Source organism: Halogranum gelatinilyticum (genome assembly GCF_900103715.1).
Taxonomy (GTDB): Archaea; Halobacteriota; Halobacteria; order Halobacteriales; family Haloferacaceae; genus Halogranum; species Halogranum gelatinilyticum.
Map to the genome: position 1 here is coordinate 231,938 of NZ_FNHL01000004.1, position 24,448 is coordinate 256,385.

General features: G+C 66.7%; 26 protein-coding genes. 11 read left to right on the top strand and 15 right to left on the bottom strand.

Going from position 1 to position 24,448, the window contains the following annotated elements; genetic code table 11:
* Window positions 1-4: 4 nt before the first annotated feature.
* From pstB to BLR57_RS14580, 4 genes are all read right to left on the bottom strand, one after another.
* Window positions 5-928, bottom strand: a complete 924-nt coding sequence (pstB, locus tag BLR57_RS14565; RefSeq protein ID WP_089698758.1) for a phosphate ABC transporter ATP-binding protein PstB — start codon at window positions 926-928, stop codon at window positions 5-7.
* The gene (pstA, locus tag BLR57_RS14570; protein ID WP_089698759.1) at window positions 925-2,553 is read right to left on the bottom strand and encodes a phosphate ABC transporter permease PstA; all 1,629 of its coding nucleotides are present in this window, start codon (window positions 2,551-2,553) and stop codon (window positions 925-927) included. The genes pstB and pstA overlap by 4 nt, the downstream gene beginning before the upstream one ends.
* Entirely contained in the window at window positions 2,553-3,683 is a 1,131-nt protein-coding gene (pstC, locus tag BLR57_RS14575) for a phosphate ABC transporter permease subunit PstC (RefSeq protein WP_089698760.1), read from the bottom strand. Before pstC ends, pstA begins: the two co-directional genes overlap by 1 nt.
* Window positions 3,684-3,771: 88 nt before the next feature.
* Window positions 3,772-4,962 (bottom strand): PstS family phosphate ABC transporter substrate-binding protein, encoded by a 1,191-nt coding sequence (locus tag BLR57_RS14580; protein WP_089698761.1) that lies wholly within the window; start codon window positions 4,960-4,962, stop codon window positions 3,772-3,774.
* Between the two features lie 189 nt (window positions 4,963-5,151).
* On the opposite strand from BLR57_RS14580, the gene BLR57_RS14585 reads away from it, so the two are divergent.
* The 4 genes from BLR57_RS14585 to BLR57_RS14595 all read left to right on the top strand — a co-directional run bounded on the left by BLR57_RS14585 (window position 5,152) and on the right by BLR57_RS14595 (window position 7,470).
* A complete protein-coding gene (locus BLR57_RS14585; RefSeq protein ID WP_211603293.1) occupies window positions 5,152-6,159 on the top strand; it encodes a halo transducer protein in 1,008 nt (335 codons plus the stop codon).
* A gap of 179 nt (window positions 6,160-6,338) precedes the next feature.
* Window positions 6,339-6,473: a hypothetical protein gene (locus tag BLR57_RS19905; protein WP_280140457.1), complete on the top strand. Its 135-nt coding sequence runs from the start codon at window positions 6,339-6,341 to the stop codon at window positions 6,471-6,473.
* 329 nt (window positions 6,474-6,802) lie between these two features.
* Window positions 6,803-7,138, top strand: coding sequence for a hypothetical protein (locus BLR57_RS14590; RefSeq protein ID WP_089698762.1), 336 nt, complete (start codon window positions 6,803-6,805; stop codon window positions 7,136-7,138).
* Between the two features lie 134 nt (window positions 7,139-7,272).
* Window positions 7,273-7,470 carry a hypothetical protein gene (locus BLR57_RS14595; protein WP_139173369.1) on the top strand — a complete coding sequence of 66 codons (198 nt, stop codon included), beginning with the start codon at window positions 7,273-7,275 and terminating at the stop codon, window positions 7,468-7,470.
* Between the two features lie 112 nt (window positions 7,471-7,582).
* Here the strand turns inward: BLR57_RS14595 and BLR57_RS14600 are convergent, their stop codons facing one another.
* Window positions 7,583-8,623 carry a M48 family metalloprotease gene (locus BLR57_RS14600; RefSeq protein ID WP_089698764.1) on the bottom strand — a complete coding sequence of 347 codons (1,041 nt, stop codon included), beginning with the start codon at window positions 8,621-8,623 and terminating at the stop codon, window positions 7,583-7,585.
* A gap of 93 nt (window positions 8,624-8,716) precedes the next feature.
* Between BLR57_RS14600 and BLR57_RS14605 the strand changes: the two genes are divergently transcribed.
* On the top strand, window positions 8,717-9,229 hold the full coding sequence (locus BLR57_RS14605) for a DUF4112 domain-containing protein (protein ID WP_244510051.1): 513 nt from the start codon (window positions 8,717-8,719) through the stop codon (window positions 9,227-9,229).
* A gap of 30 nt (window positions 9,230-9,259) precedes the next feature.
* On the opposite strand, the gene BLR57_RS14610 is transcribed toward BLR57_RS14605, so the two are convergent.
* On the bottom strand, window positions 9,260-10,273 hold the full coding sequence (locus tag BLR57_RS14610; protein ID WP_089698766.1) for a DMT family transporter: 1,014 nt from the start codon (window positions 10,271-10,273) through the stop codon (window positions 9,260-9,262).
* Window positions 10,274-10,507: 234 nt separating this feature from the next.
* Between BLR57_RS14610 and BLR57_RS14615 the strand changes: the two genes are divergently transcribed.
* The gene (locus tag BLR57_RS14615; RefSeq protein WP_089698767.1) at window positions 10,508-11,797 is read left to right on the top strand and encodes a tRNA pseudouridine(54/55) synthase Pus10; all 1,290 of its coding nucleotides are present in this window, start codon (window positions 10,508-10,510) and stop codon (window positions 11,795-11,797) included.
* Window positions 11,798-12,176: 379 nt separating this feature from the next.
* Window positions 12,177-12,836 carry a ribonuclease HII gene (rnhB, locus tag BLR57_RS14620; RefSeq protein WP_089699077.1) on the top strand — a complete coding sequence of 220 codons (660 nt, stop codon included), beginning with the start codon at window positions 12,177-12,179 and terminating at the stop codon, window positions 12,834-12,836.
* Here the strand turns inward: rnhB and BLR57_RS14625 are convergent.
* The 4 genes from BLR57_RS14625 to secF form a co-directional block, all read right to left on the bottom strand.
* Window positions 12,833-13,090, bottom strand: coding sequence for a DUF7511 domain-containing protein (locus tag BLR57_RS14625; RefSeq protein ID WP_089698768.1), 258 nt, complete (start codon window positions 13,088-13,090; stop codon window positions 12,833-12,835). The genes rnhB and BLR57_RS14625 overlap by 4 nt on opposite strands.
* A gap of 123 nt (window positions 13,091-13,213) precedes the next feature.
* On the bottom strand, window positions 13,214-13,492 hold the full coding sequence (locus tag BLR57_RS14630; protein WP_089698769.1) for a hypothetical protein: 279 nt from the start codon (window positions 13,490-13,492) through the stop codon (window positions 13,214-13,216).
* Window positions 13,493-13,539: 47 nt separating this feature from the next.
* A complete protein-coding gene (locus BLR57_RS14635) occupies window positions 13,540-15,123 on the bottom strand; it encodes a preprotein translocase subunit SecD (RefSeq protein ID WP_089698770.1) in 1,584 nt (527 codons plus the stop codon).
* Entirely contained in the window at window positions 15,123-16,028 is a 906-nt protein-coding gene (secF, locus tag BLR57_RS14640; protein WP_170830657.1) for a protein translocase subunit SecF, read from the bottom strand. The genes BLR57_RS14635 and secF overlap by 1 nt, the downstream gene beginning before the upstream one ends.
* Before the next feature lie 132 nt (window positions 16,029-16,160).
* On the opposite strand from secF, the gene BLR57_RS14645 reads away from it, so the two are divergent.
* Entirely contained in the window at window positions 16,161-16,478 is a 318-nt protein-coding gene (locus BLR57_RS14645; RefSeq protein WP_089698771.1) for a DUF7968 family protein, read from the top strand.
* 21 nt (window positions 16,479-16,499) lie between these two features.
* Here the strand turns inward: BLR57_RS14645 and BLR57_RS14650 are convergent, their stop codons facing one another.
* Together BLR57_RS14650 and BLR57_RS14655 are read right to left on the bottom strand one after the other, a co-directional pair.
* The gene (locus tag BLR57_RS14650) at window positions 16,500-16,985 is read right to left on the bottom strand and encodes a DUF5812 family protein (protein ID WP_089698772.1); all 486 of its coding nucleotides are present in this window, start codon (window positions 16,983-16,985) and stop codon (window positions 16,500-16,502) included.
* An 87-nt stretch (window positions 16,986-17,072) separates the two neighbouring features.
* Window positions 17,073-17,591 carry a DUF8056 family protein gene (locus BLR57_RS14655; protein ID WP_089698773.1) on the bottom strand — a complete coding sequence of 173 codons (519 nt, stop codon included), beginning with the start codon at window positions 17,589-17,591 and terminating at the stop codon, window positions 17,073-17,075.
* 113 nt (window positions 17,592-17,704) lie between these two features.
* Between BLR57_RS14655 and BLR57_RS14660 the strand changes: the two genes are divergently transcribed.
* Entirely contained in the window at window positions 17,705-18,991 is a 1,287-nt protein-coding gene (locus BLR57_RS14660) for a glucose-6-phosphate isomerase (RefSeq protein WP_089698774.1), read from the top strand.
* Window positions 18,992-19,012: 21 nt separating this feature from the next.
* On the opposite strand, the gene BLR57_RS14665 is transcribed toward BLR57_RS14660, so the two are convergent.
* On the bottom strand, window positions 19,013-20,440 hold the full coding sequence (locus tag BLR57_RS14665; RefSeq protein WP_089698775.1) for an FAD-binding oxidoreductase: 1,428 nt from the start codon (window positions 20,438-20,440) through the stop codon (window positions 19,013-19,015).
* A 155-nt stretch (window positions 20,441-20,595) separates the two neighbouring features.
* On the opposite strand from BLR57_RS14665, the gene BLR57_RS14670 reads away from it, so the two are divergent.
* The gene (locus BLR57_RS14670) at window positions 20,596-21,342 is read left to right on the top strand and encodes a CPBP family intramembrane glutamic endopeptidase (protein ID WP_089698776.1); all 747 of its coding nucleotides are present in this window, start codon (window positions 20,596-20,598) and stop codon (window positions 21,340-21,342) included.
* Window positions 21,343-21,633: 291 nt separating this feature from the next.
* Here the strand turns inward: BLR57_RS14670 and BLR57_RS14675 are convergent, their stop codons facing one another.
* Together BLR57_RS14675 and BLR57_RS14680 are read right to left on the bottom strand one after the other, a co-directional pair.
* Window positions 21,634-22,092 carry an NOB1 family endonuclease gene (locus BLR57_RS14675; protein WP_089698777.1) on the bottom strand — a complete coding sequence of 153 codons (459 nt, stop codon included), beginning with the start codon at window positions 22,090-22,092 and terminating at the stop codon, window positions 21,634-21,636.
* Between the two features lie 11 nt (window positions 22,093-22,103).
* The gene (locus BLR57_RS14680) at window positions 22,104-22,352 is read right to left on the bottom strand and encodes a PRC-barrel domain-containing protein (protein WP_089698778.1); all 249 of its coding nucleotides are present in this window, start codon (window positions 22,350-22,352) and stop codon (window positions 22,104-22,106) included.
* A gap of 288 nt (window positions 22,353-22,640) precedes the next feature.
* On the opposite strand from BLR57_RS14680, the gene infB reads away from it, so the two are divergent.
* On the top strand, window positions 22,641-24,443 hold the full coding sequence (infB, locus tag BLR57_RS14685; RefSeq protein WP_089698779.1) for a translation initiation factor IF-2: 1,803 nt from the start codon (window positions 22,641-22,643) through the stop codon (window positions 24,441-24,443).
* Window positions 24,444-24,448: the final 5 nt, after the last annotated feature.

Sequence of the window (24,448 nt, forward strand, 5' to 3'; positions counted from 1 at the left end):
GCGGTCACCCGAACTTCCCGGAGATGTAGTCTTCGACGCGCTGACTCTGCGGTTCCTCGAACACCTGGTCGGTCGCCCCGTACTCGACGAGTTCGCCGCCCGTGAGGAAGACGGCCGTCTGGTCGGAGATGCGGGCGGCCTGCTGCATGTTGTGCGTGACGATGACGACCGTGTAGTCCTGTGAGAGGTCGTCGATGAGGTCCTCGATCTTCGAGGTGGCGATGGGGTCGAGCGCCGAGGCGGGCTCGTCCATCAGGATGACGTCCGGGTCGACCGAGAGACAGCGGGCGATACAGAGCCGCTGTTGCTGGCCGCCCGAGAGACCGAGCGCGTTGTCGTCGAGTCGGTCCCGCACCTCGTCCCAGAGTGCGGCGTCGCGGAGGCAGGTCTCCACGAGTTCGTCCCGCTCGTCCTCGTTGGACCGGCCGAGGAGTCTGGCGAGCAGCCCCGTCTCGATGTCGCCGTGCTTGCTCGGCCCGTAGGCGATGTTCTCCCGGATCGACTTCGGGAAGGGATTCGGCGACTGAAACACCATGCCGACGCGCTTGCGGAGTTCGACGAGGTTGACGCCGTCCTGGTAGATCTCCTCGCCGTCGAGTGCGACCGACCCGTCGATACGGGCGGTCTTCACCCGGTCGTTCATCCGGTTGAGACAGCGCAGGAAGGTGGACTTCCCACAGCCCGACGGCCCGATGAGCGCGGTGACGCTGTTTTCGGGGATGTCCATCGAGACGTTCTTGAGCGCGTGGTCGTCGCCGTAGTAGACGTCCAGATCCTCGACAGCGAGCTTCGCGTCGCCGTCGAACTCGTAGTTGCGCCACTCTTCGCGGACGCGCTCGTCGCTCTCGCCGCTGACCGTCTGCGGCTGCTGTACCGTCTTCGTCGGGTCGTTCTCCGTTGTCTTCGGTTTCTGGTTGGTTTCGCTCATTGGTTGAGTTTCCTCCTGAAGTAGTATCGCGCGCCGATGCCGACCGCGTAGAACGAGAGGACGACGACGAGCAACACGAGTGCCGTCGCCCACTTGAACTCGTCAGGGTTGGCGATGTTGCCGGACGCACCGACACCAGCCGTGATGAGTGCGTAGAGCTGGTAGGGTAACGCCGAGGTCGCTTCGAGTAAGACCGGGTTCGCCACGAAGGGGGGGCTGCCGGTGAACTGGAAGCCGCCGACGACGTCGGCGGTCTGATTCCCGGGAACGAAGACCCCACCGGCCATCACCAGCAGAATCGGGGCGGTCTCGCCGGCGATGCGGCCGACGCCGAGGATGATGCCCGTGACGACGCCGGGGAGTGCCGCGGGGAGCACGACGCTCCGGATGGTCTGCCACTTCGAGACGCCGAGCGCGGCACTCGCATCCCGGTACTCGTCGGGGACGGCGAGCATCGCCTCCCGACTCGTGATGACCACGAGCGGCAGGAGCATGAAGCCGAGCGTGATCATCCCCGAGAGCAGCGACTTCCCGTTGCCGAACCGCGGGATGAGGAACGCGAAGCCGAACAGCCCGAAGACGATGCTGGGGGTGCTCCACAGCCCGTTCGTCGCCACCTCGACGACCTGCGTGAACCGGCCGCGTTCGGCGTACTCCGTCAGGAAGACGGCCGCACCGATGCCGAGCGGGACGGCGAACAGGACCGCGCCGACGACGAGCCAGATTGTCCCGACGATGGCGGGCAGGACCCCGTTGAACTCGTTCGTCAGCCCGACGCCGTTCATGACGAACGGCAGATAGACGGGCCACGTGAACGACAGCTGCTGGCCGAAGAGGACGACCGTCGATTCCGGGCCGACACCGGGACCGACCGCGAAGCCGCCGACCAGCCCCGGCAGTCCCTTCACGATAGTGAACGCGAGCAGGACGAAGAGGACGCCGACGATGGAGATGGCGTTCAGATACACGAGCAGGTACGCGCCCGTGTGTCGGCCACGGGCACCGAACCCGCCGTACGCCTTCGCCGCCGCCCACCCCGAGAGGAGCGCGCAGAACAGCGTCAGGACGGGCACGGCGAACTCGGCGGTGAACGACGCGCTCTGCTCGAAGCCGAGGTTCCAGACCCACGAGGGACCGATGGTGTCGGTGAGGAAGACGAGACCCGCGAACGCGGTGAGGGTGCCCGCCGGAAGCGTCGAGCCGATGTCCTCACGGGTGACTGTCGCCACGAGGAACGCGGCCACCCCTAAGACGAGAGCCGACAACACCCAGCCGACCGTCCCGAGACCGAGCGTCTGCGAGGCGACGAGGGCACCGATGGTGAACCACAGCAGGCCGAAGGCGACGCCCGCGACCAGCCCGGCGGTGGGCAGCGGTTCCGTCTCGACCGCGCCCAGGCGCGAGCCGACGCCGAAGACGACGACGGCCCCGCCAAGGAGGAGGAGCAGTCCGCCGAGCAGCGAGACGACAGGGATGCCCGCGATGGGGTCGGTGAGCGTGAGCACTTCGAACAGCGCGGCGAGCGAGACGGCGAACAGTAGTGCGGCGAGCGCGACTGCACCCGCGGCGACGAGACCCGTCGTGGAGTTCTCCTCGCGGACGAGCCTCCCGGTCGACGTCGCCATCAGTGCTCACCTCCCAGTTTGCTCCGCATCCGCGCCTCGATATACTGTGAGCCGACCGAGAGGAAGAGGACCGTCACGAACAGGATGACACCGGCGGCGAACAGCGCGCTGAGCTGCAGGCCGTCCGCCTCCCCGTAGTTCCGCGCGATGAGCGACGTGAGCGTCTCCTGCCCGTAGAAGGCGTTGTACAGCGGTTCGGTGAGCCGGGGGACCCCCCGGAGCATCACCGTCGCCGCCATCGTCTCGCCGATGGCGCGGCCGACGCCGAGGAGCACGGCGGCGGAGACACCCGAGAACGCGGCCGGAAGGGTGATCGACGTCATCGTCTGCCAGTCGGTCGTCCCCATCGCGAGCGAGCCGCTTTTCATCGACTCGGGCACGCTCGACAGGGCGTCCTCGGCGACGGAGACGACCGTCGGCAACGCCATCAGGCCGACGACGATGCCGACGAACAGATACGTCCCCTGTCCGAGGATGTCGAACTGGTCGGAAGCCCACGGACTGAGGATGGTAAAGCCGATGAAGCCGTAGACGATCGACGGGATCCCGGCGAGAATCTCGACGCCCGGCTTGACCAGCTCACGGACCGTCGCGGGCGCGATCTCCGAGAGGAAGAGCGCGGCCGAGACGCCGAGCGGTGCGGCGACGGCGGTCGCGATGAGCGTCACCATCACCGTCCCGTGGATCATCGGGACCATCGAGTAGCGCACGGGCGAGGAGACGGCGTTCCACCGCGTCTCGACGAACATCCGGACGGCCGGAAGCTCGATGCCGAGCACCGTGACACTCTCGTACTGGAAGACCGGCACCGCCTCGATGAAGATGAAGACAGTGATCAGGAGGAGGATCAGGATCGTCGACACAGTCATCGAGAGGGCGAGTATCTTCGCGGTCAGTTCCTGATGCCGGAGCCAGCCGTATCCCGCAGTGACGACGAAGAGTGCGAACGGAAGCACCGTGTACGACGAGACGGTGAGGAAGCCGAGGAACGCGGCCAGCAGTGCCACGGACATGACGGTGCCGACGACGAGCGCGGCGGGGTCCTCGTCGTCGACGACGTCTCGGGCACGGCCGACGAGTCGCTGGACGGGGTCAGACTCCGTATCGGTTTGGTTTGTAGACTGAACCATTTGTTGCGTTGTATGAGTAGTGTGAACGTGTCGAAAGAGTGGATCTGGTTGGAAGACGGAACAGCGTGCGAGACGGCAGGCTCTCCGATTAGACCTGGTCCGGCAGCTTCGCGGACTCGCTCTCGATGTCGGACGTCGGCAGCGGGATGTAGTTGTTGTCCTCGACGAAGACCTTCTGACCGAAGTCGGTCAGGAACATGTTCATGAACGCGGCCTCGCGCATGTCCGTACCGTTCGGCGTGTCCTCCGTGATCTTCGTGTACTGGTGCAGGTCACGGTTGAGCGGATACGCCGAGTCGAAGATGGTGTTCTCGGCGTCGCGGTCGGGCTCGTACAGCGTGCCCTCGAAGTTGATGCCGATGGGGAGCACCGTGTCGCTCGTGAACGCGAGCGCCATGTAGGCGATGGCACCGTCGTTCTGCGAGACAGCCTGTGCGACCTGCTGGTTCTGGCCGAAGCGAGTGTCGACGCCCGGCATCGGGGCGTCGGCGTCACCGAGCATGTTGAGGCGGAACGCGGTGTCGGTTCCGGAGCCTTCCGCACGGCCGATCACGTAGATCTCCTGGTCCGGGCCGCCGACTTCGCTCCAGTTGGTGATCTCGTCCTGGTAGATGCCGCGGACTTCCTCACCGGTGAGCTGCGTGACACCGTTGTTGTAGATGTCGGAGCTGACGACGACCGGCTGGCCGTCACGGCCGAGGACGTGGTCGACGACTTCCTCGTCGGCCTTCTCCTGGCTCCAGTCGAGTTCTGCCGTGATGGGACCCGAAGAGTTCCCGATGTCGACGAGGCCGTCGACGACGGACTGACAGCCGGTACCCGAGTGGCTCAGACCGATGGAGGTCGCGAACGGCGGCGTCGCCTGCTCGCCCGTCGGCTCGAAGCCGTAGAGGCTCGCGAAGTAGTCGGCGAGGCGCATATCCGGCTGGCCGAGCGCCTCCCATCCGGGGACGGTGTTCCCCTCTTCCTCGTTGCTCCCCCAGTATTCGCCGTCCGAGTTCGGCGGGTTGGAGTTCCAGTAGGAGCTTCCTTTGTTGGCGATGGGGTAGACCGTCGAGGATCCCTCGGCCGTCAGCATCGACGGTGCCTGCGAACCGGTCTCTTCTCCGGTCTCGGTCTGGCCGCTGCTTGCCTCGTTGTTGTTGTTACTTGCCTCGGTGTTCTCGCTGTCACCGCTGTTGCCGGAACAGCCCGCGAGGCCCGCAACCCCTGCCGCACCAGAGGCCACAAGGAATTTGCGACGCGAAACGCCCGTCGGGTTCTCCGAATCCTGCGTCATCAACTGTGAGCACGCGATTTGCTATTAAACCCGTTTATAATACTGGTACTGACGGATTCGGTACGTCCGAGAGGGAACAGCATGAGACAGTCCACCACACGCACCGAGATGGAGGGATACCGAGTGCTACATATTTCACAGTATATACATGACGGAAGATATAACGAGTCGCCATCGCAAGCGGTGGCTATGAGCTCGGATTCGGACGTGAGCGACGCTGCGTCCCTCGAAGGCCGTCCAGTGGACGAGGTAGTCGACCAGCTGGTGGAGACGCGGGACGCCGAGGCGGACACAGTCCGCGCCGCACTCGGCTACGTCAGCGACGACGGCGTCGTGTCTCGGGAGGCCGCACAGGACTCGCTCGCACACGTCTCGAAGGTCGTCTCGACCCCGGAGACACGGGTCGAGCTGGCACGCATGGAGCTGAGCGAGGCACGGGAGAAGGCGAGTGGCGTCGCCGACCTCGACGTCGTTGCCGCACGACTCTCGCGTTTCGAGACCCAGGTCGAGCGTGTCGAAGAGCGGGCCGCGGCACTCGGCCCCCGGCTACAGCGTCTCGTCGAACGGCAGGAGCGCGACGGGGACCTCTTCGAGATCGGCCGGGAGATTCGGCAGCTCACCACCGACGCCAACGAGGTGCAGCGCGACGCCGACGACCTCATGTTGGCCATCGAGGACGGCTTCGGCAAGTGGCTCGCGTCGAACGCCGTCCGCGTCCGCGAACTGCGTGAGGACGTCGATGCCCTCGACGCCTCGCACGACGAACTCGCGGCCAGTGTCGAGACGCTGGTAGACTTCGCGACGGGCGAATCCGACGACCCCCCCGACGGCTCCGAGCGCGTCTCCGACCCCGCCCTCGCGTGGGCGACGATTTCCCAGCAGCTCGCCGTGCACGATCTGTTGGCGGCGGACGTCCGGGCCGAACTCGAGGGGATTCGGACGTGGAAAGCGCGGGAGGATATCGAGGGTGACGGCTCACTCGACGACCTCGAACCGACGCTCGACAGGCTCGCCGAACGGCGGACGCGACTGCGGGAGCGACTCGCCGACGTCGCCCGCGACGAGTGGGTCGAACAGTACGGCGACCAAGTCGACGCCGTCGAAACGAAACTCGCCGCCTTCGACCCGCCGACGTCCTGGGAAACGGTCCAGACAGCGGTCGACCGCCACGGAGTCACGCCGACGGACTCGGCGTAGCGACGAACGGAATCCGTGCGAATTGAACGCCGGAGTACTGTGACCCAGACTCCCCGCTCGCCACGCGCCGGTGCTATCCCTGTCAGTTCGTGTCACACACGAACAATCTTTAAGTGAGTACCACGAATCATGTAGGATACGCCAAGCGCGTGGCAGTCACGCCGCGCGAGGTGACCCACATGACCACGCTCGACTCTCCCATCCCGATGCTCGCCCGCTATGGCAGCGACGGGACGGTTCGCCGCACGAAGTGCGGCAATGGGGTCGGCGTGGGTACTCACCCGCGCACTCGGTTCGACCTCGTCGTCGCATAGACGGATGCGGCGGCCGTCGACCCGCTTCTCTCACTCTCACGAAGCAGGGTCGACGCTGTCGGTCGAACCCGAGTACGGGTTCTGCCTTCTCCGCCGCTTCCATCCGACGACAGCCAGCCGACCGGTTCGGTCCGTGTGACCCACACCAGCGGTCCACGTGACCGACCCCGTCGGCAGCGTCGAACCGTCACCGACCGCCGAGTCCCGACGACTCGGCCCGTCGGTCCGGCTGCCGCTCCCACAGTGAGAGACATCGCTGTCGACCCCTGCGGGTTCCACCCGAGGCTGTGCCGTCCGGCACACCGCGTTCGACTCGCGGCAGGGGACTCATGTCAACCTACCAACACGACATGACGGTCCGCGCCGAACTCACCGTCCTCGTCTCGCGCAACGCGCGCGGCGACCTCTACGACGGGGTTCGCGACCGTCTCCGGAAAATCGCCGACGTTCACCGCGTCGACGACGTCGAAATCCGCGGTCTCCAACCCGGCCTGAACGACCTCACCGTCGACGTCCGTGCGCGACTCGTCGTCCGCGCGGACGGTCACGACGTCACCGCCGACAGCGACGCTGTCGACGCAGACGACGTCGCCAGCCGACTGGCCGCCGGATTCGGCATCAAGCATGCGGCCGTCACGGCCGACTCACAGACCGGCATCAGTTGACAGCCGTCCGACCACGTTGACTGCTGTCGGTGACGCCCTCGCGGTCTCCTGAATAACTCCGCGTCGGCCCTCCCACGCCCGTGACGGTCGGCCCGCCGTACCGCCCGCCGACCACGACCATTCACACACATCCGATGACACGCACTCGCGTCACCCGACACACCGTATCGTCCGACTACCAGACCCGCCGACCCGCACCCGCCGTCCACGTCTCGCTGGCGTTCGCGCTCGCCGCGCCCGCCGCAGTCTACGCGGTCACGCATCCGCTGTTTGCGGCACTGTTCGCCGTCACAGTCGCCGTCGCTGTCGCCGTCGGTCGCCGCCGCGACTGACGACGGTGCCGGTGTCGACGCCGTTGACGTCGTTGACGCTGTTGACGCCGCTGAGACGACCCCACCAAGAATCGCCCGCCATCCGCTGACGCTGCTACCCTCCCACCGCGACTCACACCATCGACCGAAGTCGGTCGACACGGCGGCGAGTCGACGGATGCGACCGCACCGGAAGCGGAATCGGCTCCTCGTTCTTCTCGTCGGTCCGTCGCTTCAGCGGCTGGTTCTCGTACATCGACTCGACGGCGGCCGGATCGGTCCAGTCGATGTCCGCGTTGGTGTCGGCGCGCTGCTCGCGGTGCTCGAACGGATACGGCAGGAACGACACCGCCTGCACGCTCCCTTCCTGTGTACGGAGGTCCCCCCGGGGGACCGCACGGACCCGCTCGTCGAGCGTCGAGAGCGCAGCGGCCAGCGCCGCCGGGTTTCCGGTGAGCCGTGCGGCGGCCCGGTCGGCGGCGTACTCCCGTTGGGTGGCGAAGAGCCGGAAGACGGCCTCGCTGACGACGCCGAAGACCAGGCCGACGGCGATACCGAGCAGGCCACTCGCGAAGTCGCTCTCGCCGGAACCGACGAGACCGCCTCGGTCGGCCCGTTCGACCTCCCGGCTCAGCCGTCGCGACTGCCAGACGAGATACTGGTGGGCGAGGATGGCCGGGGCAGCGGCGAACACCGTCGCGAAGCGGTCGCGGTTCTTGACGTGGGCGAGTTCGTGGGCGAGGACCGCCGCGAGTTCCTCACGGTCGAGCGCGTCGACGAGCGCCGTCGTCACGACGACGACCGGGTCGCCGGGACGGCCCGCGACGACGCTGTTCGGCACCGTCGAATCGGCGACGGCGAGGCCGGGCTTCGGCACGTCGCCCTGCCGACAGAGGCGGTCGAGGAGCGCGTGCAGTTCCGGTTCCTCCTCGGGACTGACCGTGCGCGGGGAGAGCGCGCCCAGCGTCCGTCGGTACGCGAACCAGCCCTGGAGGACGACGAGGACCGGCGTCACGACCGCGGCAGCCAGCACCGCGTCGCGGAGCGTGACGTTCGGCACGAGCTGGGCGACCGCCCACGCCGGGGCGAAGACGAGGAGGGCGTCGAAGCCGAGGACGGCGGCGACCGCGACGCCGAGTCGGACGCGAAGCGCGTGGTCGGGACGGAGCGACATCGGCGCGACGTTGTCGTTCGTCGGTGAAAAATCGCCGGGAGACTCAAGCCACTCGCCGACCTTCCACGTCGTGTGAGTGACACGTCACCGCGTGTGGGCGACGCGCCGTCCGGAGAGTCGTGGCTCTCCGTCGCCGACGAGGCGGAGGCTCAGGAGACGCTCGACCGCCTCCACGGCATCAGCCACCTGCTCGACAACGCGTTTCGGATTCCGGGGACGCAGTATCGGATCGGACTCGACCCGATTCTCGGCCTTCTCCCGGTCGTCGGCGACGTTCCGGGCGCGGTGCTCGCGGCGTACATCGTCGTCGAAGCCGCGTATCTCGGTGTCCCGCGCGAGACGCTCGCGCGGATGCTGTTCAACCTCGTCGTTGACGCCACCATCGGCTCGTTGCCCGTCGTCGGCGACGCCTTCGACGCGGTCTGGAAGGCCAACGCGCGCAACGTCGGCCTGCTCGAAGCACGTCGACTCGACCCCGGCGACGCGGCGACCGACCGTCGGTTTCTGCTGCTGGCGGTCGTCGCAATCGTAGGGTTCATCCTCGCGCTCGGCGCGCTGTCGGCACTCGTCGTGGTGTGGGCCGTCGGCAGACTCGGACTCGTCTGATTCTCGGCTCCGTCGACTACTTCGGCCGCGTCAGTCGTCGCTCGGATAGCCGTGGCCGCCGTCACGAGCGGGCGTGTCCGGCACGTAGACGTTCTTCGCCGTGTAGCCGCGGGCGAGACGGGCTTCGAGGCGGACGACGCGGCCGAAGACGGCGTTCCACTTCATCAGCGCGAAGCCGACGAGGATGAGCGCGAAGCCGCCGACGGTCGCCGTGGTGATGGTCTCGCCGAGCAGTGCCCAGCCCGAGAGCGCGGCGAAGACCGGGACGGCGTAGTTGACGAGGCTGATCTCGGTCGGGCCGAGGCGGTCCAGCAGGTGGAAGTAGACGAGGAAGCCGCCTGCACCGGCGACGACCGCGAGGTAGCCCAGCGAGAGCAGGACGTCGGTCGACCACGCGACGGTCGACAGCGCGGGTTCGCCGAGCACGACGTGGAGGACGTGGAGGAAGCCCGCGCCGAGCAGCATCGTCCAGGCCTGCGTCGTCGCCAGCGGCAGGTGGCCGGGCAGTCGCTTCGTGAGAACCGCACCGAACGCGAAGCTCACGGCCGCGAGGAACATCAGCCCGACGCCGATGAACTGCCCGCCGAGGACCGACGGGTCGGGGTTGGCGACGGCGACGACGCCCGCGAGCCCGAAGAGCACGCCGAGCATCCCCGGCAGGCCGAGTCCCTCGTCCGGCAGGAGGAGCCACGCGAACAGCGGCGTCAACATCGGTGTCGTGCTCAGGATAATCGCGCCGGTGGCACTCGTCACGTACTGCTGGCCCGTGAAGAGAAGGCCGAAATGGAGGCCGATGACCAGCAAGCCGCCGACGGCGACAAGCGTCCACTCCTCGCGCGTCCCCGGCCGCCAGCGGTCGGTCCGCCAGAGCGCGACGGCGAGCAGGAGGACGCCAGCGACGTCGTAGCGGAGGGCCGCAAAGAGAACCGGCGGGAGTTCCGCGAGACCGGCCTTGATCGCCATGAACGAGGTACCCCAGACGAAGGCGAGGGCGACGAACAACAGTGCATCACGATTCGCAGAGAGATTAGATACGAACTTCATTTTGGTAGTTGTATTGGTGTATAACTTCGCTAAACGCTCGATAAATAAGAGTATTCTCTAACGCACGCTAACACGCCACATGGAGTGAGTGGTGATCGTTCGTCGTCGGCCCGGTGGGTAGTCCGGTGGGTGGTCCGGTGGGTGGCCAGTACCGACCGGGACCGGTCACCGGTGCGAGCGGCAGCGACTCGCCGAATAGCAAGGCAATTACATCCGCGCGGACAGCGATAGAGCATGAGCATTCTCGACGACGCCCGCGAACTGGCCGCGAGCGGCCCGCTGTGTGACGCCTGTCTCGGCCGGGTCTTCGCCGAGCGGAGTTTCGGGTTGACGAACGCCGAGCGGGGCCGAAGCCTCCGCGTCGCCGCCGCACTGGACGCCGACGAGCCGTTCGAGCCGGTCGATACCGCAGACTGCTGGGTCTGTGAAGGTCTCTGTGACGAGTTCGACGAGTGGGCCGAACGCTGCGCGGAGAGCATCGAGGGCACGGAATTCGGGACGTACCAGGTCGGAACGCGCGCGCCGCCGCTCGTCGAGGAGAACGAGCTACTCCTGCGTGAGGGCGCAGGACTGCCCGAGGACGCGGGTGAGCTGTTCAAATCGGAGTTCAACCGCGAGGTCGGCAAGCGCGTCGGTCGGCTGACGGAGACGGAGGTCGACTTCGGTCGGCCGGACGTCCAGTTCACGCTGGACCTCGAAGGCGACACGGTCGAGACGCGCGTCCACTCGGCGTTCGTCTACGGCCGCTACCGAAAGCTGGAACGCGACATCCCGCAGACGGAGTGGCCGTGTCGCGAGTGTGACGGCAGCGGCTACCAGGGCAAACAGCCCTGTGACTACTGTGGTGGCTCGGGCTACCTCTACGACGAGAGCGTCGAGCAACTCACCGCGCCGGTCGTCCTCGACGTGATGGACGGCATCGAGGCACTGTTCCACGGCGCGGGCCGCGAGGACGTCGACGCCCTGATGCTCGGCACGGGCCGACCGTTCGTCATCGAGGTGAAGGAGCCGCGACGGCGCGTCGTCGACGTCGAGCAGCTGGAGGGCGACATCAACGCCTTCGCCGAGGGCAAGGTCGAGGTCGAAGGGCTTCGGCTCGCGACCTACGACATGGTCGAGCGCGTGAAAGAACTCGACGCCAACAAGACCTACCGCGCGGAGGTCGAGTTCGGCGACGACGTGACCGCCGACGCACTGAAGGAAGCACTCGCGGAACTCGACGGGGCGACGGTCGAACAGTACACGCCTCACCGGGTCGACCACCGGCGCGCCAGCCTCACCCGGACGCGGGACGTCTACGACGCGGACGGCGAACTCCACGACGCCCGCCACGCCACCGTCGATATCCACGGCGCGGGCGGTCTCTACATCAAGGAACTCGTCTCCGGCGACGAGGGGCGGACGAACCCGAGTCTGGCAGGCATTCTCGGTGTCGACGCCGTCGTGACGGCACTCGACGTGGTCGCGGTCGAGGGCGAGGAGGAAGCCTTCGAGGACGAGGAGTTCTTCAAGCAGGCTGAGTAGCGCGTTTTCTTCTCTTTCTGCGCTGAATTATCCATCTTCAGTGGCGCGTGGCTTCGCGGCGTTTCATCGCCGCGAGCCACTCGTGCGAGGGATGAGCGAACGAGCCTGCGAGTGAGCGAATCGGCTGGGGAGGGTGTGGCTGCGGCGGGTGGGACTGAAAGGGGACGGGCTCTCGGGGAAGACGGACGATGTAAGCACCGCAGTCGAGTGAAACGAGACGAGGAGCACAGCGAGTCCATCGACCCGAGAGTGCGTGGGCTTTCGAGGTGGTCCCAGCGAATCCAGTGCATGGTGCCGAATTGCTCACACCACCAGGACACACGACAACGAGTCAGAGAAGCAAATCGCTTAGTCACCCCACCGAAACCACCCGAGTATGATTCACGTCGGAGCCGACGAAGCAGGCAAAGGGCCAGTCTTGGGCCCGATGGTCGCCGCCGCTGTCCGCGCCGATTCCGACGCTCTCCCCGACGGCATCGACGACTCGAAGCGCGTCAAGCCAGCACGTCGGACGGAAATCGCTGAAACCCTCAGACGCCACGACGACATCACGGTCGGCGTCGGCATCGTCCCGACAGAGCAAATCGACGATCCCGAGACGGATATGAACTCCCTGACGGTCGCGGCGCAGGTCGAAGCCGTCGCGAGCGTCGCACGCGAGGGTGACACCGTCGTCGTCGACGCAGGCGACGTGAGCGAGGCACGGTTCGGGCGGCGGGTCCGCGAGGGCGTGTCGGAGAGAGCAGACATCCGAATCGAGGTCGTCTCGGAACACGGTGCCGACGAATCCCACGCAATCGTCGGCGCGGCGAGCATCGTCGCGAAGGTCGAGCGCGACCGGCAGGTCGAGAACATCTCCGAGGAGTACGCCGACTACGGCCCGGTCGGCAGCGGCTATCCGAGCGACCCGAAGACGAGGGAGTTTCTCAAAAGGTACGTCGCCGAGACCGGTGACGTGCCAGCCTGCGCGCGTCGGTCGTGGTCGACGTGTGCGGACCTTCTCGCTGCCCAAGAGCAGTCGTCGCTGGGCGAGTTCTAACCCATCTCCGCCAGCGAGACGTACGACCCCTCTTGGGCCGAAATCCACGTCGTCACTAACTCCGCGTCTGCGACGTCGGTCGGGTAGATGGTACACTCGTCGGGCGCGCCCTCGTAGTGAACGACCGTCGCCGCGTAGCATCCGAGCGTCGTCTCCGTCTCGTGAGAGACCCGCTCCTGCGATTCGTTCGGGATGGTGTCGGTCGGACTGGCTCCGTCTGTTTCGTCGTCTCGGAGTGGGGTGGGTGCTGCCATGGTGGAAGTCGGTGCCTGTCGTCCCCGACAGGTTCAGGTGTTCTGATGGTGGTACAGGTCCTCCTTCGCCATCCGAGTCGATGTATCCGGACGCTCGTTCTCGGCGGGTGAGAACGATGTGAGTTAGTCGTCGGCCGGCGACGGCGACCCGCTTTCGCTGGAACGGTTGAACGGCTGTTGGCCGTAGAGTGCGGCCGCTCCGAACAGTCCGACCAGGAGCCCGATGCCGAACACCGCGCCGGCGTTTGCGAGAGCAATCCCCACAAACAGCACTGCCAAGCCACCGAAGAACGCGAAGCTCCCGAGTATCGTCGTTCGTTGGTGTCGCAGCGCGGCGTCGAGTTCCTCGCGAACAACTGCTCTGACTTCTGCTTCCGTCAGTTCCGACTCGTCGGAGGGCATGGCTCGCGAGTCAAATGGGTGAGCAAAAAGCGTTCCGCGTCGATTGCTTAGCGGTCCTCGGTCAAGAGCGAGCGCAGGATGTCACCGTAGGCGGGTCGCGTCAGGAGCACGCCAGCGATGACACCGAGGATGGTGAAGATGGCGAAGCCCTGGAGGTCGCCGAGCGAGAGCACGGCGAGCGGGCTCATGGCGATGATGGTCGTCGCGGCGGCCGCGCCGATGACCCAGAACGCCTTGCGGAAGCGTGACTGGAAGATCTTCCGCGAGCGGACGTCACCTTCCTGCATCACCTCGTCGGCGATGATGATGAGGTCGTCCACCCCGGTCCCGATGACCGCGATGAAGCCCGCGATGACCGAGAGGTCGATGGGGTAGCCGATGGCCGCGGCGAACCCGAGGAGGATGACCACCTCCGAGAGTGCCGTGACGATCATCGGCAAGGCGACCTTCGCCTCGCCGTAACGGAGGAAGACGACCCCGCTGACGGCGAGGACGGCGATGATACCCGTGAGGAGCGAGTCGAACTTGAAGCTCTCACCCTGTGCGGGCGAGATGAACGAGGAGGTTCCCTCGCCGCCCTGGCCGATGTCGAGCTGGGCCGGGAGCGCGCCTGCACGGAGGTTGATAGCGAGCGTCTGGGCTTCCGAGAAGTTGGTCGTCCCGAGGATGAACTGCGGGTCGTCGACCCACTCGCCCGTCTGCATACTGTTCGCGAGCGACGGGCTCATCCCGGCGGAGTAGACGACGTCACCGTCGACCTTCGTCAGGAGACACGACTCGGTGCTCTCGGGTGCCTCGTCGTAGCGACAGGTCGACCCGCCGGGGCGGGCGACGCCGGTCTCGACGACGTCGTCACGGAACTGCGGTGCGACGTCTTCACGGACGGTGACCGGCACGTTCGCGGGCTGGCTGCCCTGTGCCTGGACGGCCGCGCCGATACGGCGGAAGTCACCCTGTTCGAGGACGGCTTCGCGGGTCACGTAGGTCCCGTTCTCCGCCTGGTAGTAGATGTCGATGCGGACGCTCCCGCGGGAGTCGACGAGGTCGATGACGTCCGAACGGTCCTGGTTCGGCACCTCGATGAGGATGAAGTTGTCACCCGTCGAGGTCGTCACCTGCTGGACCGTCCCCCCGCTGAGCCCCGCCTCGTTGATCTTCGACTGGAGGATGGCGACGGTCTGCTGGCGCGTGATTTCGGTGACGCCCTCGCGGACCTCGCCGTGTTCGTAGCCCGCGTCGCTGAGCGCCCGGTCGAGGTCGTCGGTCGTGACGCCCTCGGCGGTCACTTCGACGGCGTTCGTCTCCTGCGTCTCGGCCGCGCGACGCGCGGTCACGTCGGTGACGGACACGTTGGTCAACTCGGCGGCGACGTTATCCTCGACGCTCGCGAGGTCCTCGTTACCGAACTGGACCTCCTCGGCGGTCACGCCGACGAGCGGCGCGCGGATACGCGTCCCGCCGGAGAGTTCGAGACCGAACTTGAGGTTCGTCGGCCCCTCACGGGCGGTGTCGTTGCCGGGTGAGCCGGCGGGCGAACCGGGTGTCCCCGGTGGTGCGAGCAGTGCGAACGAACTCCCGAAGAGGACGACGACGAGCACGATGACTCGCCAGTTGTCGCGGAGGACGCCCATTATCGCGACACCCCCTCGAACTTCCACCAGCGAAGCAGGCTGAGGTTGAGCATGTAGGTGTTCATCAGGTCGGCGGTGAGACCGAAGACGAGGATGATCCCGATGGAGGCGAGCAGCTGAATCCCGAACAGCGTCGCCGTGATGGTCATGACGACCATCGCCGCCAGCGACGTGAGCGTCATCGTCACACCGGTCCGCATCGCGCTCGCGACGGACTCGTAGAAGCTCCCGCTCCGGCGGATGACGTGGTTGTTGAGCAGGATGTCGGAGTCGACGGAGTATCCGATGATCATCAGCAGCGCGGCGACTGTCCCGAGCGAGAGTTCGATGCCGAGCAGGTTCATCAGCGCGACGGGGATGACGATGTCCGAGAACGCCGAGATGACGACGGCGATGGAGGGAACGAACGAGCGGAACATCGCGAAGACGAGCAGGCTCATGCCGAGGAAGGCGACGAGAACGCCGAACAGTGCGGTCTGTTGGGTGTCGGCACCGAAGCTCGGGCCGACGGCGTCGATGGAGAGGATCTCGAACCCGGCCGACTCGGCCTGCTGTTCGAGCTGGGTCGTGCTCGGCCCGGAGCCGTCACCGGCCTCGAACGTCACGATGTAGGTCTGCTCGGCCGCGGCGACCGACTGGATCGCCTCGGGCTGCGTCGAGAACGCCGACTGGATCTGGTCGCGTGCGGCGTCGTTGCTCGGTGCGTCGACGGCGACGCGGAGTTCCGTCCCACCGGTGAACTCGACGCCGGGGTCGACCGGCGCGCCCGTCAGCGCGAAGGTCGCCGCGATGACGACGATTGCGGCGAAGAGGACTCCGAGCGGGATGGCCGCGAGTTGGCGATTCGAGTACCGCGTGTAGTCGACCTCCGCGAGGTCGAACGGGAGGGTTATCGTGCCCGACACGGTGTCAGGCTCCCTCCGGTACGGCGTGCTGGTTCATGGCTTGCGCTCGTTCTGGATGCCGAATAAGCCTTCTTCTTTCCAGCGTTCTCCATGCGGCGCGAAATCTTTGCCCGTCGAGCGCGTAGCGACAGTATGGCCGAGACACGAGCGACGCGCGTCGTCGTCTCCCATCCGACGGCACTGAGCGACTGGGGTCGCGACCAGCTGACGAGCGACCGCTACGTGAACTACCTGCGGAAGACGCTCGGGAGGGTCCACGCCGGCGACGAGTTCGAGGAGTTCCTCGACGTCGGCTGCTGCGGCGACAGCCTCGACGTGCCGCTCAGAGTCGAAGCGGTCGACGGCGGGCGCGAGGTCGGGATGGAGACGACAGTCGAGTTCGTCGAACGCGACGTCCCGATGGACGGTGGCTGGCGCGTGCAGAGCGCGGCCGGACCGGAAGACGCGTGAAAAGACGGGGACGGACGTGGTTCAGGGCATATAGCGGACGCTCACGACGCCCGGCGTCCAGCGAATCTCGACGCGGTTGACGCCGAGACGGGCCGCCCGGCTGAGCGTCGTCTCGATGTCGTCGGCGACGTCGTCGACGGCCTGTTCGGTCAGTTCTTCGGGGACCGTCAGAACGTGAATCTCGCCGGTTCCGGCGCGTTCCTCGCGGTGAATCTCGCCCTCGGGCTGGTCGGCCGCGATGTCCGTGACGTGCGCCGTCGGCGACTCGTCGTTCTTCTCTATCGGGATGGTCCAGCGGCGTTCGATCTCGACGAGTTGCCACGAGACGTTCATCGGCGGGTCGGGCGCGACCGTCCCGGTGACGGCGTCGTGAAGGTCGACGCCGGGGTTCGTCGACAGGGTGTGGACCTGCCCGTCGTGGACGTCCCGCAGGACGGCCGAGTCGTCGTCCGCGGCCGTCACGAGGAACGTGCTCTCCTTCGCTTCGTCTGTCGGCTCGTCAGTCATTGTCCTCTCTACTTCGTCTGTCCTTTTCCCGGTTTCGTCGCAGGTGCGGTGCGGGACGGTGTCACAGGGAGAGCGGGCATCCCGACGTTACCGGCCGAGCACACGGTGGACGGCGAGGATGAGCAGTCCCGCCACGAACGGCGGCAGCAGTCCGGCCAGCGGCGGCAGCCCGTAGAGCACCGAGACGACCGGAGCGAAGAATCCAGTCGGCGGCGTCTGGAACTCCGCGGGGACCGAGATGACGAGCCCGACGAACAGCGAGGCCAAGAAGAGGTAGCCAGCGACCGCGAGCAACTGGTCGTAGCGCGCGCCCGCGCCAGCCGCCAGCTCCCGGCGGTGGCGGCGGGCGACGAGCAGGACGGGGGCGAGGACCGGCGTCACCACGAAGAGACCGACGACGATGTAGAACGCCCGCGAGAGCGTCAGCGACCCGCCCTGGATGCTCGCCGTCTGCCCGATGAGGACGACCAGTGCCAGAAGCACGAACAGGGAGAGGGCGGCGGCGGCGACGCCGCCGACGAGGACGTACGATTTGAACAGCCGGGAGTCGGTACTGCCGAACGCGTAGGGGAACGCCCCGAACAGCCCACGGTAGCCGTCTGCCATTACTCGGGGTTGGGCCTTCGAGCGATTAAACTGCCCGATTGCGGGCGGGAGAGAGTGGTGGGTCGCCGACGACAGGGACAACGACTTTACTGCCGCCACACGCGCGTTCACCCATGTACGTCGACCTCGGTAACGTCCTCGACGCGACGCCCGGCATCTCCCGCGAGGGACTCGAACGGCTGGACGGCCGCGTCGCCGACGCCCACGACCGCATCGAACGGGGCCGCGCGGACGCGGAACACGGCTACGCCGCGCTCAATCTGCCAGAAACGACCGACGCCGACGAGATTCGGACCGCCGTCTCGCGGTTCGACGACCCCGAAGCCGTCCTGACAGTCGGCATCGGCGGCAGCGCGCTCGGTGCGGCCACCATCTCCGAAGCACTCGACTCCGACGTCGACGCCTACTACCTCGACAACGTCGACCCCGAGTGGGTCGCGGGGATGGTCGCCGACCTCCCGCTGGAAGACACCGTCGTCAACGTCGTCTCGCGTTCGGGCACGACGGCCGAGACGCTCGCGAACTTCCTCGTCGTCCGCGACGCGATGGAACGAGCAGGCGTCGACTGGACCGACCGCACGCTCGTCACGACCGGCGAGTCGGGGAATCTGCGAGACCTCGCGAACAAACACGACCTGCCCGCGCTGCCGGTTCCTGATGGGGTTCCCGGCCGTTTCTCCGCGCTCTCGACGGTCGGGCTGGCCGTCGCCGCGATTCAGGGCCACGACCTCGACGCCCTCCTGGCAGGCGCGGCCGACGAGGCCGACCGCCTCTCTGGCTCCTTGTTCGATTCGCCCGCCTACGCCTACGGCGCGACGACCTACGCGCTCGACCGCCGCGGCGCGTCCATCAACGCAATGATGCCCTACGCCGAGTCGCTGGAATACTTCGCCGAGTGGTTCGCGCAACTCTGGGCGGAGAGCCTTGGGAAGGACGGCGTCGGCCAGACGCCCGCCCGCGCGCTCGGCGCGACCGACCAGCACTCCCAGCTCCAGCTCTACCGTGCCGGCCCGCGCGACAAACTCGTGACGCTCGTGCGACCCCGCGAGAAACGGGACACGCCGATTCCGGAGACGGACCTCGACGGGCTGGCGTATCTCGGCGGCTCGTCGCTCGGCGACCTCTTGGATGCAGAGTTCGAGGCGACGGAGGCGTCGCTCGCGGCGGCGGACTGCCCGAACATCCGCGTCGAGATCGACCGCGTCGACGAGCGCGGTCTCGGCGAACTGCTCTACGGCATGGAGGCCGCCTGCGTGCTCTACGGCGAACTCGACACCGTCTCGACCTTTACGCAGCCCGCCGTCGAATGGGGGAAGAAAGCGGCTCGCGGCCTGCTCGGCGGTGGCGACTTCGAGGAAGCCGACGCCGTCAGCGACAAGACGCGGCTGGAAATCGAGTAACGAACGCCCAGCGACGCCCGCTCAGGCCGACGGAGCGGGCGTGATGTTCTGATTCGCCCGGAACAGGTTGTCCGGGTCGTACCGTGCTTTCACCTGCTGGAGCCGGTCGTAGTTGTCGCCGTAGACCGCCCGGACCAACTCCTCGCCCTCCTCGCCGAAGCCAGGGAAGTTGACGTAGAGCCCACCGGGCGAGAACTCCTGCATCGTCTCGTACAGCTCCCTGGCCCACGCGATGTTCGCGTCGTCTCCCTCTGCGTCGTCCCAGTTGGCCTCGATGCCGAGCATATAGGGCGCGTCGCGCTCGCCGAAGGCCGTCTCGCCCTCGTCGACGTCGGCGATGGCTCCGCCGAGTTGCCAGACGTCGACCGTCGAGAGCGGCGAGGGTGCGGTCTCGCTCGCGGCGACGATGGCGTCGATGGCCGCGTCCGAGAGGCCGGTGAGGTAGGTCGATTTCCAGTAGTACCGACGGCCGTCAGGGTAGTCTTCGTCGAGGACGCGCTGGAACTCGGTGTAGGGCATGATGCCGCTGAAGTCGAGCACGGGCGTATCGAACTCCCGGAGCGGGGCGAGCACGTTCAGTCCCGTCTCGAGGTCCTCGCCAGCGTAGCAGGCGAAGAAGCCGACGACCGGCTCGCCGCGTGCCGTTTCCGGGAACTCCGGTTCGTCGGGAACCGTCGCGGTGAACGCGAGCGGGCTGACCTCCTCGGGTGCGTCTGCGGCGTACTCCCGCAGGAACTGGAAGGCTTCCGTCGCGCGGGCGGCCGGATGAAACACCAGACAGCCGGCGACATCCGGTCCCAGTGGATACGCCTCGAACTCGAAGCTGGTGACCACGCCGAAGTTGCCGCCACCGCCCCGGAGTGCCCAGAAGAGGTCTTCGTGCTCGTCGGCACTCGCGGTCAGGGCGTCGCCGTTGGCGGTAACGAGGTCCACCGAGCGGAGGGCGTCACACGAGAGTCCGTACGTGCGTCGGAGGTGGCCGAAGCCACCGCCGAGCGTGAGACCCGCGACGCCGGTATCTGAGACGACGCCACCGGGGACCGCGAGACCGAACTGCTGTGCTTCGCGGTCGACGTCGGCCCACGTCGCGCCGCCAGCGACGCGGACCCGACGGCGGTTGGGGTCGACGTGGACGCCGCGCAGCTCCGAGAGGTCGACGACGATACCGTCGTCGCAGACCGCGGTGCCCGCGACGTTGTGGCCGCCGCCGCGCACCGACAGCGGGAGGTGCTCCTCGCGGGCGAAGTCGACACACGCGACGACGTCGGCCGTGCCGGTACACCGGACGATCGCCGCGGGTCGGCGGTCGACGAGACCGTTCCAGACGGTGCGCGCCTCGTCGTACTCGGGCTGTTCAGGGGTGATGACCGCACCCGCGACGCGCTCAGCGAGGGCCGCGACGGGGGGTTCGTACTGTCCAGTTCGCTCTCCCGATTCGTCTATTGCCATGACGGTTCACCACAAGAGGGTACGTCGACGAGCGAAATAATCGCGTGTGGCCGAGCAGGAGGACTGTCGGCGGCGACGGAACGTGAGCGGTCGTCGGCGTGGCCGGGACAACCGGTGGCTCTATTCGCGCCCGGCCGCTACAGTCGAGTCAGCAAATGGCAACCGACGTCTCAACGTCCGACGTGCAGTTCCACCTCCGGACTGTCGGCGCGGTCATCATCATCGTGGCCAGCGCGATCCTCTTTGCGACCCTGACGAGTGCCATCGGGCGAAGCCTGCTCGCATCCGCTGGCGTCTCGCTGATGGATCCGGAGCCGGGACCACGCGCGCTGCTCGACGCGCTGCAGTTCATCGGCTTCGGCATCGCCGTCGCCACCTTCCTCCAGTTCCGCGACGAGTGGGACCTCATCCGCTGGCGGAGACCGACCCTGCGCGACCTCGGCTGGATAGCCGCCGGACTGTTCGGACTGCTCGCGGTCCTCTACGTCCTCAGCACGGTCGTCAGCCTCCTCGGCGTCTCCACGGCCGAGAGCCAGATCACCGCGGCGGGCAGGGAGAACCCCGCGTACCTGCTGTATCTGATTCCCGTCACCGTCCTGCTGGTCGGGACGACCGAGGAACTCATCTTCCGCGGCATCGTCCAGGGGACGTTCAGCCGCGCCTACGGTCCCGTCGTCGGCGTCCTCGGCGCGAGCATCGTCTTCTCGTCGATTCACCTGCCCTCGCTTCTGGGGTCGGGCTCCGGACAGCTCGCGACGCTCGCCATCATCTTCACGCTCGGCGGGCTGCTCGGCGTGCTCTACGAGGTGACCGACAACATCCTCGTCCCCATCATGGTCCACGGTCTCTACAACGCGGTGCAGTTCGGCCTGCAGTACGCGACGCAGACGGGGCTGGTGTAGGCGACGGCCGAGTGCCACACTCCTGCGGTGGCGCGCGCTGGCGACGCGCCGTGTCTCGGCGCGTGACTCCCGCGCGAGGGATGAGCGAACGAGCACCGCGAGTGAGCGAATCGGTTGGGGAGGGCGTGGCCTCTCGGAGCGCGAGCAGTCGGAACGCAAGCAGTCGGAACGGAATATCGTCTCGTCACAACAGCCAAGAACAGCGACGACGACAGCCTGTGCAAACACGGCCAGAACGGCGACGCCACTCGCCGAACGAGCGACAGAACCGCAAAACCGTTCTCAGACGACTCAGTTCGGGTTCTTCCGCGAGAGGTCGCTGCCACAGATGGGACAGCGCGGCTTCTCCTCGTCGAACTCCCGGCCACAGCCGGCACACTGGAACGTCCAACTGCGCTGTTCGGTGATACCGTCTTGGGCGATGGCTTCGACGACGACGCCGAGATGTTCGGCGACGTTCTGCATCGCGTAGTCGTCGGTGACGAGCGTGCCGTCGAGTTCGAAGGCGGCGGCGATGAGCCGCGTGTCGGTGTCCGAGAGGACGTCGCCGTCGCCGGTCTCGCCGGCGGCGCGCTGGACCTTCTCGACGGTCCCCTCGGCGGGGATGTGGATGTGCATCCCGGCACCCTCCATCGCGTCGAAGCGGAAGGCGTGTTCACCCTCTAGTTCCTCGTGAACCATCGGAACCGACGCTGTCTGGTTGTCCGTGTGGTACTCGTGAATAAACGCGGAGGAATCGAGAACGTGCATCTACTGTCTGCTTATCGGTTGACGACGATGTAGTCTGTGACTGCCTGCACGCGATCGACCGGCACGCGAAGGTGGCCGGCCTCGTCGGTCGAGAAGGAAGTCTGACTCGGTGCGAGCGAGTCTTCCTGGGACTCGACGACGAGGTCGCGGAGTTCGCCCGACTTGAGGTTCATCGTGATGTTGTACAGCATCCCCAGCTTCGAGCCGTCAGAGCCCATGACGGCCTTGCCGGAGAGGTTCTCGGCGAGTATGTCGGCCATGAATCGGTATTCGTGTGGCGTCACATAAACGCCACGGGGCGCGTCTGACGGGCGTCTGCCTCGCGACAGCCGATGGCGATGGCTGAGACCACAGCGGCGACGACTGAGACCACGGTGGCGACGGACGAGACCACGGTGGCGACGGACGAGGTGAGGCCGCGTCGGGGGCGAGTGAGTCCGGCGTGTCTCCCGCTCACACGCCCCGAGACGACCCTCCCCCGAGTTGAAAGACTTAACTACGGTCCACGGCTGAACTCACACAAGAGAACTTCTGCCGGGTGATTTTCGATGTCGGACACAGATACACAAGGCCACGCTGAAACGCTACGTACCCCCATCGTCGCCGTCCTCGGACACGTCGACCACGGAAAGACCACGCTCCTCGACAAGATCCGCGGCTCCGCCGTGAGCGAGGGCGAGGCGGGGGCCATCACGCAACATATCGGGGCGACGGCCGTCCCGCTCGAGACCGTCTCGCAGATGGCGGGCAGCCTCGTCAATCCCGACGACTTCGACCTGCCGGGGCTGCTCTTCATCGACACGCCGGGGCACCACTCCTTCACGACGCTCCGCTCGCGCGGCGGCGCGCTCGCGGACATCGCGGTCCTCGTCGTCGACGTCAACGACGGCTTCCAGCCCCAAACCTTGGAAGCACTGGACATCCTCCAGCGCACGGGCACGCCCTTCGTCGTCGCCGCCAACAAGATCGACACGACGCCTGGCTGGAACCGCCAGGACGGCGAACCCATCCAGAAGACCTACGAAGCCCAGAGCAAGCAGGCCCGCAAACGGCTCGACGAGAACCTCTACAAGATCATCGGTAACCTCTCGGACGAGGGCTTCTCCGCGGACCTCTACTGGCGCGTCCAGAACTTCACGAAGAACATCGGCGTCGTCCCCCTTTCGGCCATCACCGGCGAGGGCATTCCGGACCTGCTGGCCGTCCTCATGGGGCTCTCCCAGCGGTACATGAAAGAGGAGATGGAGATCGACGTCGACGGTCCCGGCAAGGGGACAGTCCTCGAAGTCAAAGAGGAGAAGGGCTTCGGCGCGACGCTGGACGTCGTGCTCTACGACGGCACGGTGAAAGAAGACGAGACCATCGTCGTCGGCGGCGCGAACGGTCCCATCGTCACCGAGGTACGTGCCATCCTCCAGCCGCGACCGAACGCCGAGATCCGAACGGAAAAGCGGTTCAACCGCGTCGAATCCGTCTCGGCCGCCACCGGGACGAAAATCGCCGCGCCGGACCTCGAAGACGCGATGGCCGGCGCGCCGGTGCGCGTCGTCCGCGACCGCGACCTCGACGAGGTCATCGCCGAGGTCGAAGCCGAACTCGCGGGCATCGAGGTCGACACCGCCGAACAGGGCGTCGTCGTCAAGGCCGACACCCTCGGCTCGCTGGAGGCGATGGCCAACGCCCTCGACGAGGCCGAAGTACCCATCGTCCGCGCCGAAGTCGGCGACGTCGCCCCGCGGGACGTCTCCATCGCCGGGACGGCTCGCGAGGACGAGCACAAGGTCATCCTCGGATTCAACGTCGACGTCCTCCCGGACGCCAAGAAGGAGTTGGAGAACTCCGACGTCCGGCTGTTCAAACACGACGTCATCTACCAGCTCATCGAGGACTACGACGAGTTCATCACCGAGCGCAAGCGCGAACAGCAGGAGACGGTCCTCGACAAGATCGTCCGGCCGTGTCGCTTCCGAATCCTCGAAGACCACGTCTTCCGGCAGAACAACCCCGCCGTCGTCGGCGTCGAAGTGCTGGCGGGCACTATCAAGAACAACCAGTACGTCGTCAAGTGGGACGGCAACGAGACCACCCGCGTCGGCCAGCTCAACGGGATTCAAGAGCAGGGTGAGGACGTGAGCCAGGCCCGCGCCGGCAAGCGCGTCAGTGTCGCCATCGACGGCCCGACCGTGGGCCGACAGATCGACGAGGGCGACGAACTCTGGATCGACCTCCCCGAGAAACACGCGAAGATTCTGGAGCAGGAACTGTCCAGCGAGATTCCGGGCGACGAGTTAGAAGCACTGCAGAGCTATCTCGACAAGAAGCGGCGGCGTGACCCGTTCTGGGGCAAATAACAGCG

Bases quoted from the DNA above. Each gene is read 5' to 3' on its own strand.
- pstB (WP_089698758.1), bottom strand. From the start codon at position 928: ATGAGCGAAACCAACCAGAAACCGAAGACAACGGAGAACGACCCGACG.
- pstA (WP_089698759.1), bottom strand. From the start codon at position 2,553: ATGGCGACGTCGACCGGGAGGCTCGTCCGCGAGGAGAACTCCACGACG.
- pstC (WP_089698760.1), bottom strand. From the start codon at position 3,683: ATGGTTCAGTCTACAAACCAAACCGATACGGAGTCTGACCCCGTCCAG.
- BLR57_RS14580 (WP_089698761.1), bottom strand. From the start codon at position 4,962: ATGACGCAGGATTCGGAGAACCCGACGGGCGTTTCGCGTCGCAAATTC.
- BLR57_RS14585 (WP_211603293.1), top strand. From the start codon at position 5,152: ATGAGCTCGGATTCGGACGTGAGCGACGCTGCGTCCCTCGAAGGCCGT.
- BLR57_RS19905 (WP_280140457.1), top strand. From the start codon at position 6,339: ATGACCACGCTCGACTCTCCCATCCCGATGCTCGCCCGCTATGGCAGC.
- BLR57_RS14590 (WP_089698762.1), top strand. From the start codon at position 6,803: ATGTCAACCTACCAACACGACATGACGGTCCGCGCCGAACTCACCGTC.
- BLR57_RS14595 (WP_139173369.1), top strand. From the start codon at position 7,273: ATGACACGCACTCGCGTCACCCGACACACCGTATCGTCCGACTACCAG.
- BLR57_RS14600 (WP_089698764.1), bottom strand. From the start codon at position 8,623: ATGTCGCTCCGTCCCGACCACGCGCTTCGCGTCCGACTCGGCGTCGCG.
- BLR57_RS14610 (WP_089698766.1), bottom strand. From the start codon at position 10,273: ATGAAGTTCGTATCTAATCTCTCTGCGAATCGTGATGCACTGTTGTTC.
- BLR57_RS14615 (WP_089698767.1), top strand. From the start codon at position 10,508: ATGAGCATTCTCGACGACGCCCGCGAACTGGCCGCGAGCGGCCCGCTG.
- BLR57_RS14625 (WP_089698768.1), bottom strand. From the start codon at position 13,090: ATGGCAGCACCCACCCCACTCCGAGACGACGAAACAGACGGAGCCAGT.
- BLR57_RS14630 (WP_089698769.1), bottom strand. From the start codon at position 13,492: ATGCCCTCCGACGAGTCGGAACTGACGGAAGCAGAAGTCAGAGCAGTT.
- BLR57_RS14635 (WP_089698770.1), bottom strand. From the start codon at position 15,123: ATGGGCGTCCTCCGCGACAACTGGCGAGTCATCGTGCTCGTCGTCGTC.
- BLR57_RS14645 (WP_089698771.1), top strand. From the start codon at position 16,161: ATGGCCGAGACACGAGCGACGCGCGTCGTCGTCTCCCATCCGACGGCA.
- BLR57_RS14650 (WP_089698772.1), bottom strand. From the start codon at position 16,985: ATGACTGACGAGCCGACAGACGAAGCGAAGGAGAGCACGTTCCTCGTG.
- BLR57_RS14655 (WP_089698773.1), bottom strand. From the start codon at position 17,591: ATGGCAGACGGCTACCGTGGGCTGTTCGGGGCGTTCCCCTACGCGTTC.
- BLR57_RS14660 (WP_089698774.1), top strand. From the start codon at position 17,705: ATGTACGTCGACCTCGGTAACGTCCTCGACGCGACGCCCGGCATCTCC.
- BLR57_RS14665 (WP_089698775.1), bottom strand. From the start codon at position 20,440: ATGGCAATAGACGAATCGGGAGAGCGAACTGGACAGTACGAACCCCCC.
- BLR57_RS14670 (WP_089698776.1), top strand. From the start codon at position 20,596: ATGGCAACCGACGTCTCAACGTCCGACGTGCAGTTCCACCTCCGGACT.
- BLR57_RS14675 (WP_089698777.1), bottom strand. From the start codon at position 22,092: ATGCACGTTCTCGATTCCTCCGCGTTTATTCACGAGTACCACACGGAC.
- BLR57_RS14680 (WP_089698778.1), bottom strand. From the start codon at position 22,352: ATGGCCGACATACTCGCCGAGAACCTCTCCGGCAAGGCCGTCATGGGC.
- infB (WP_089698779.1), top strand. From the start codon at position 22,641: ATGTCGGACACAGATACACAAGGCCACGCTGAAACGCTACGTACCCCC.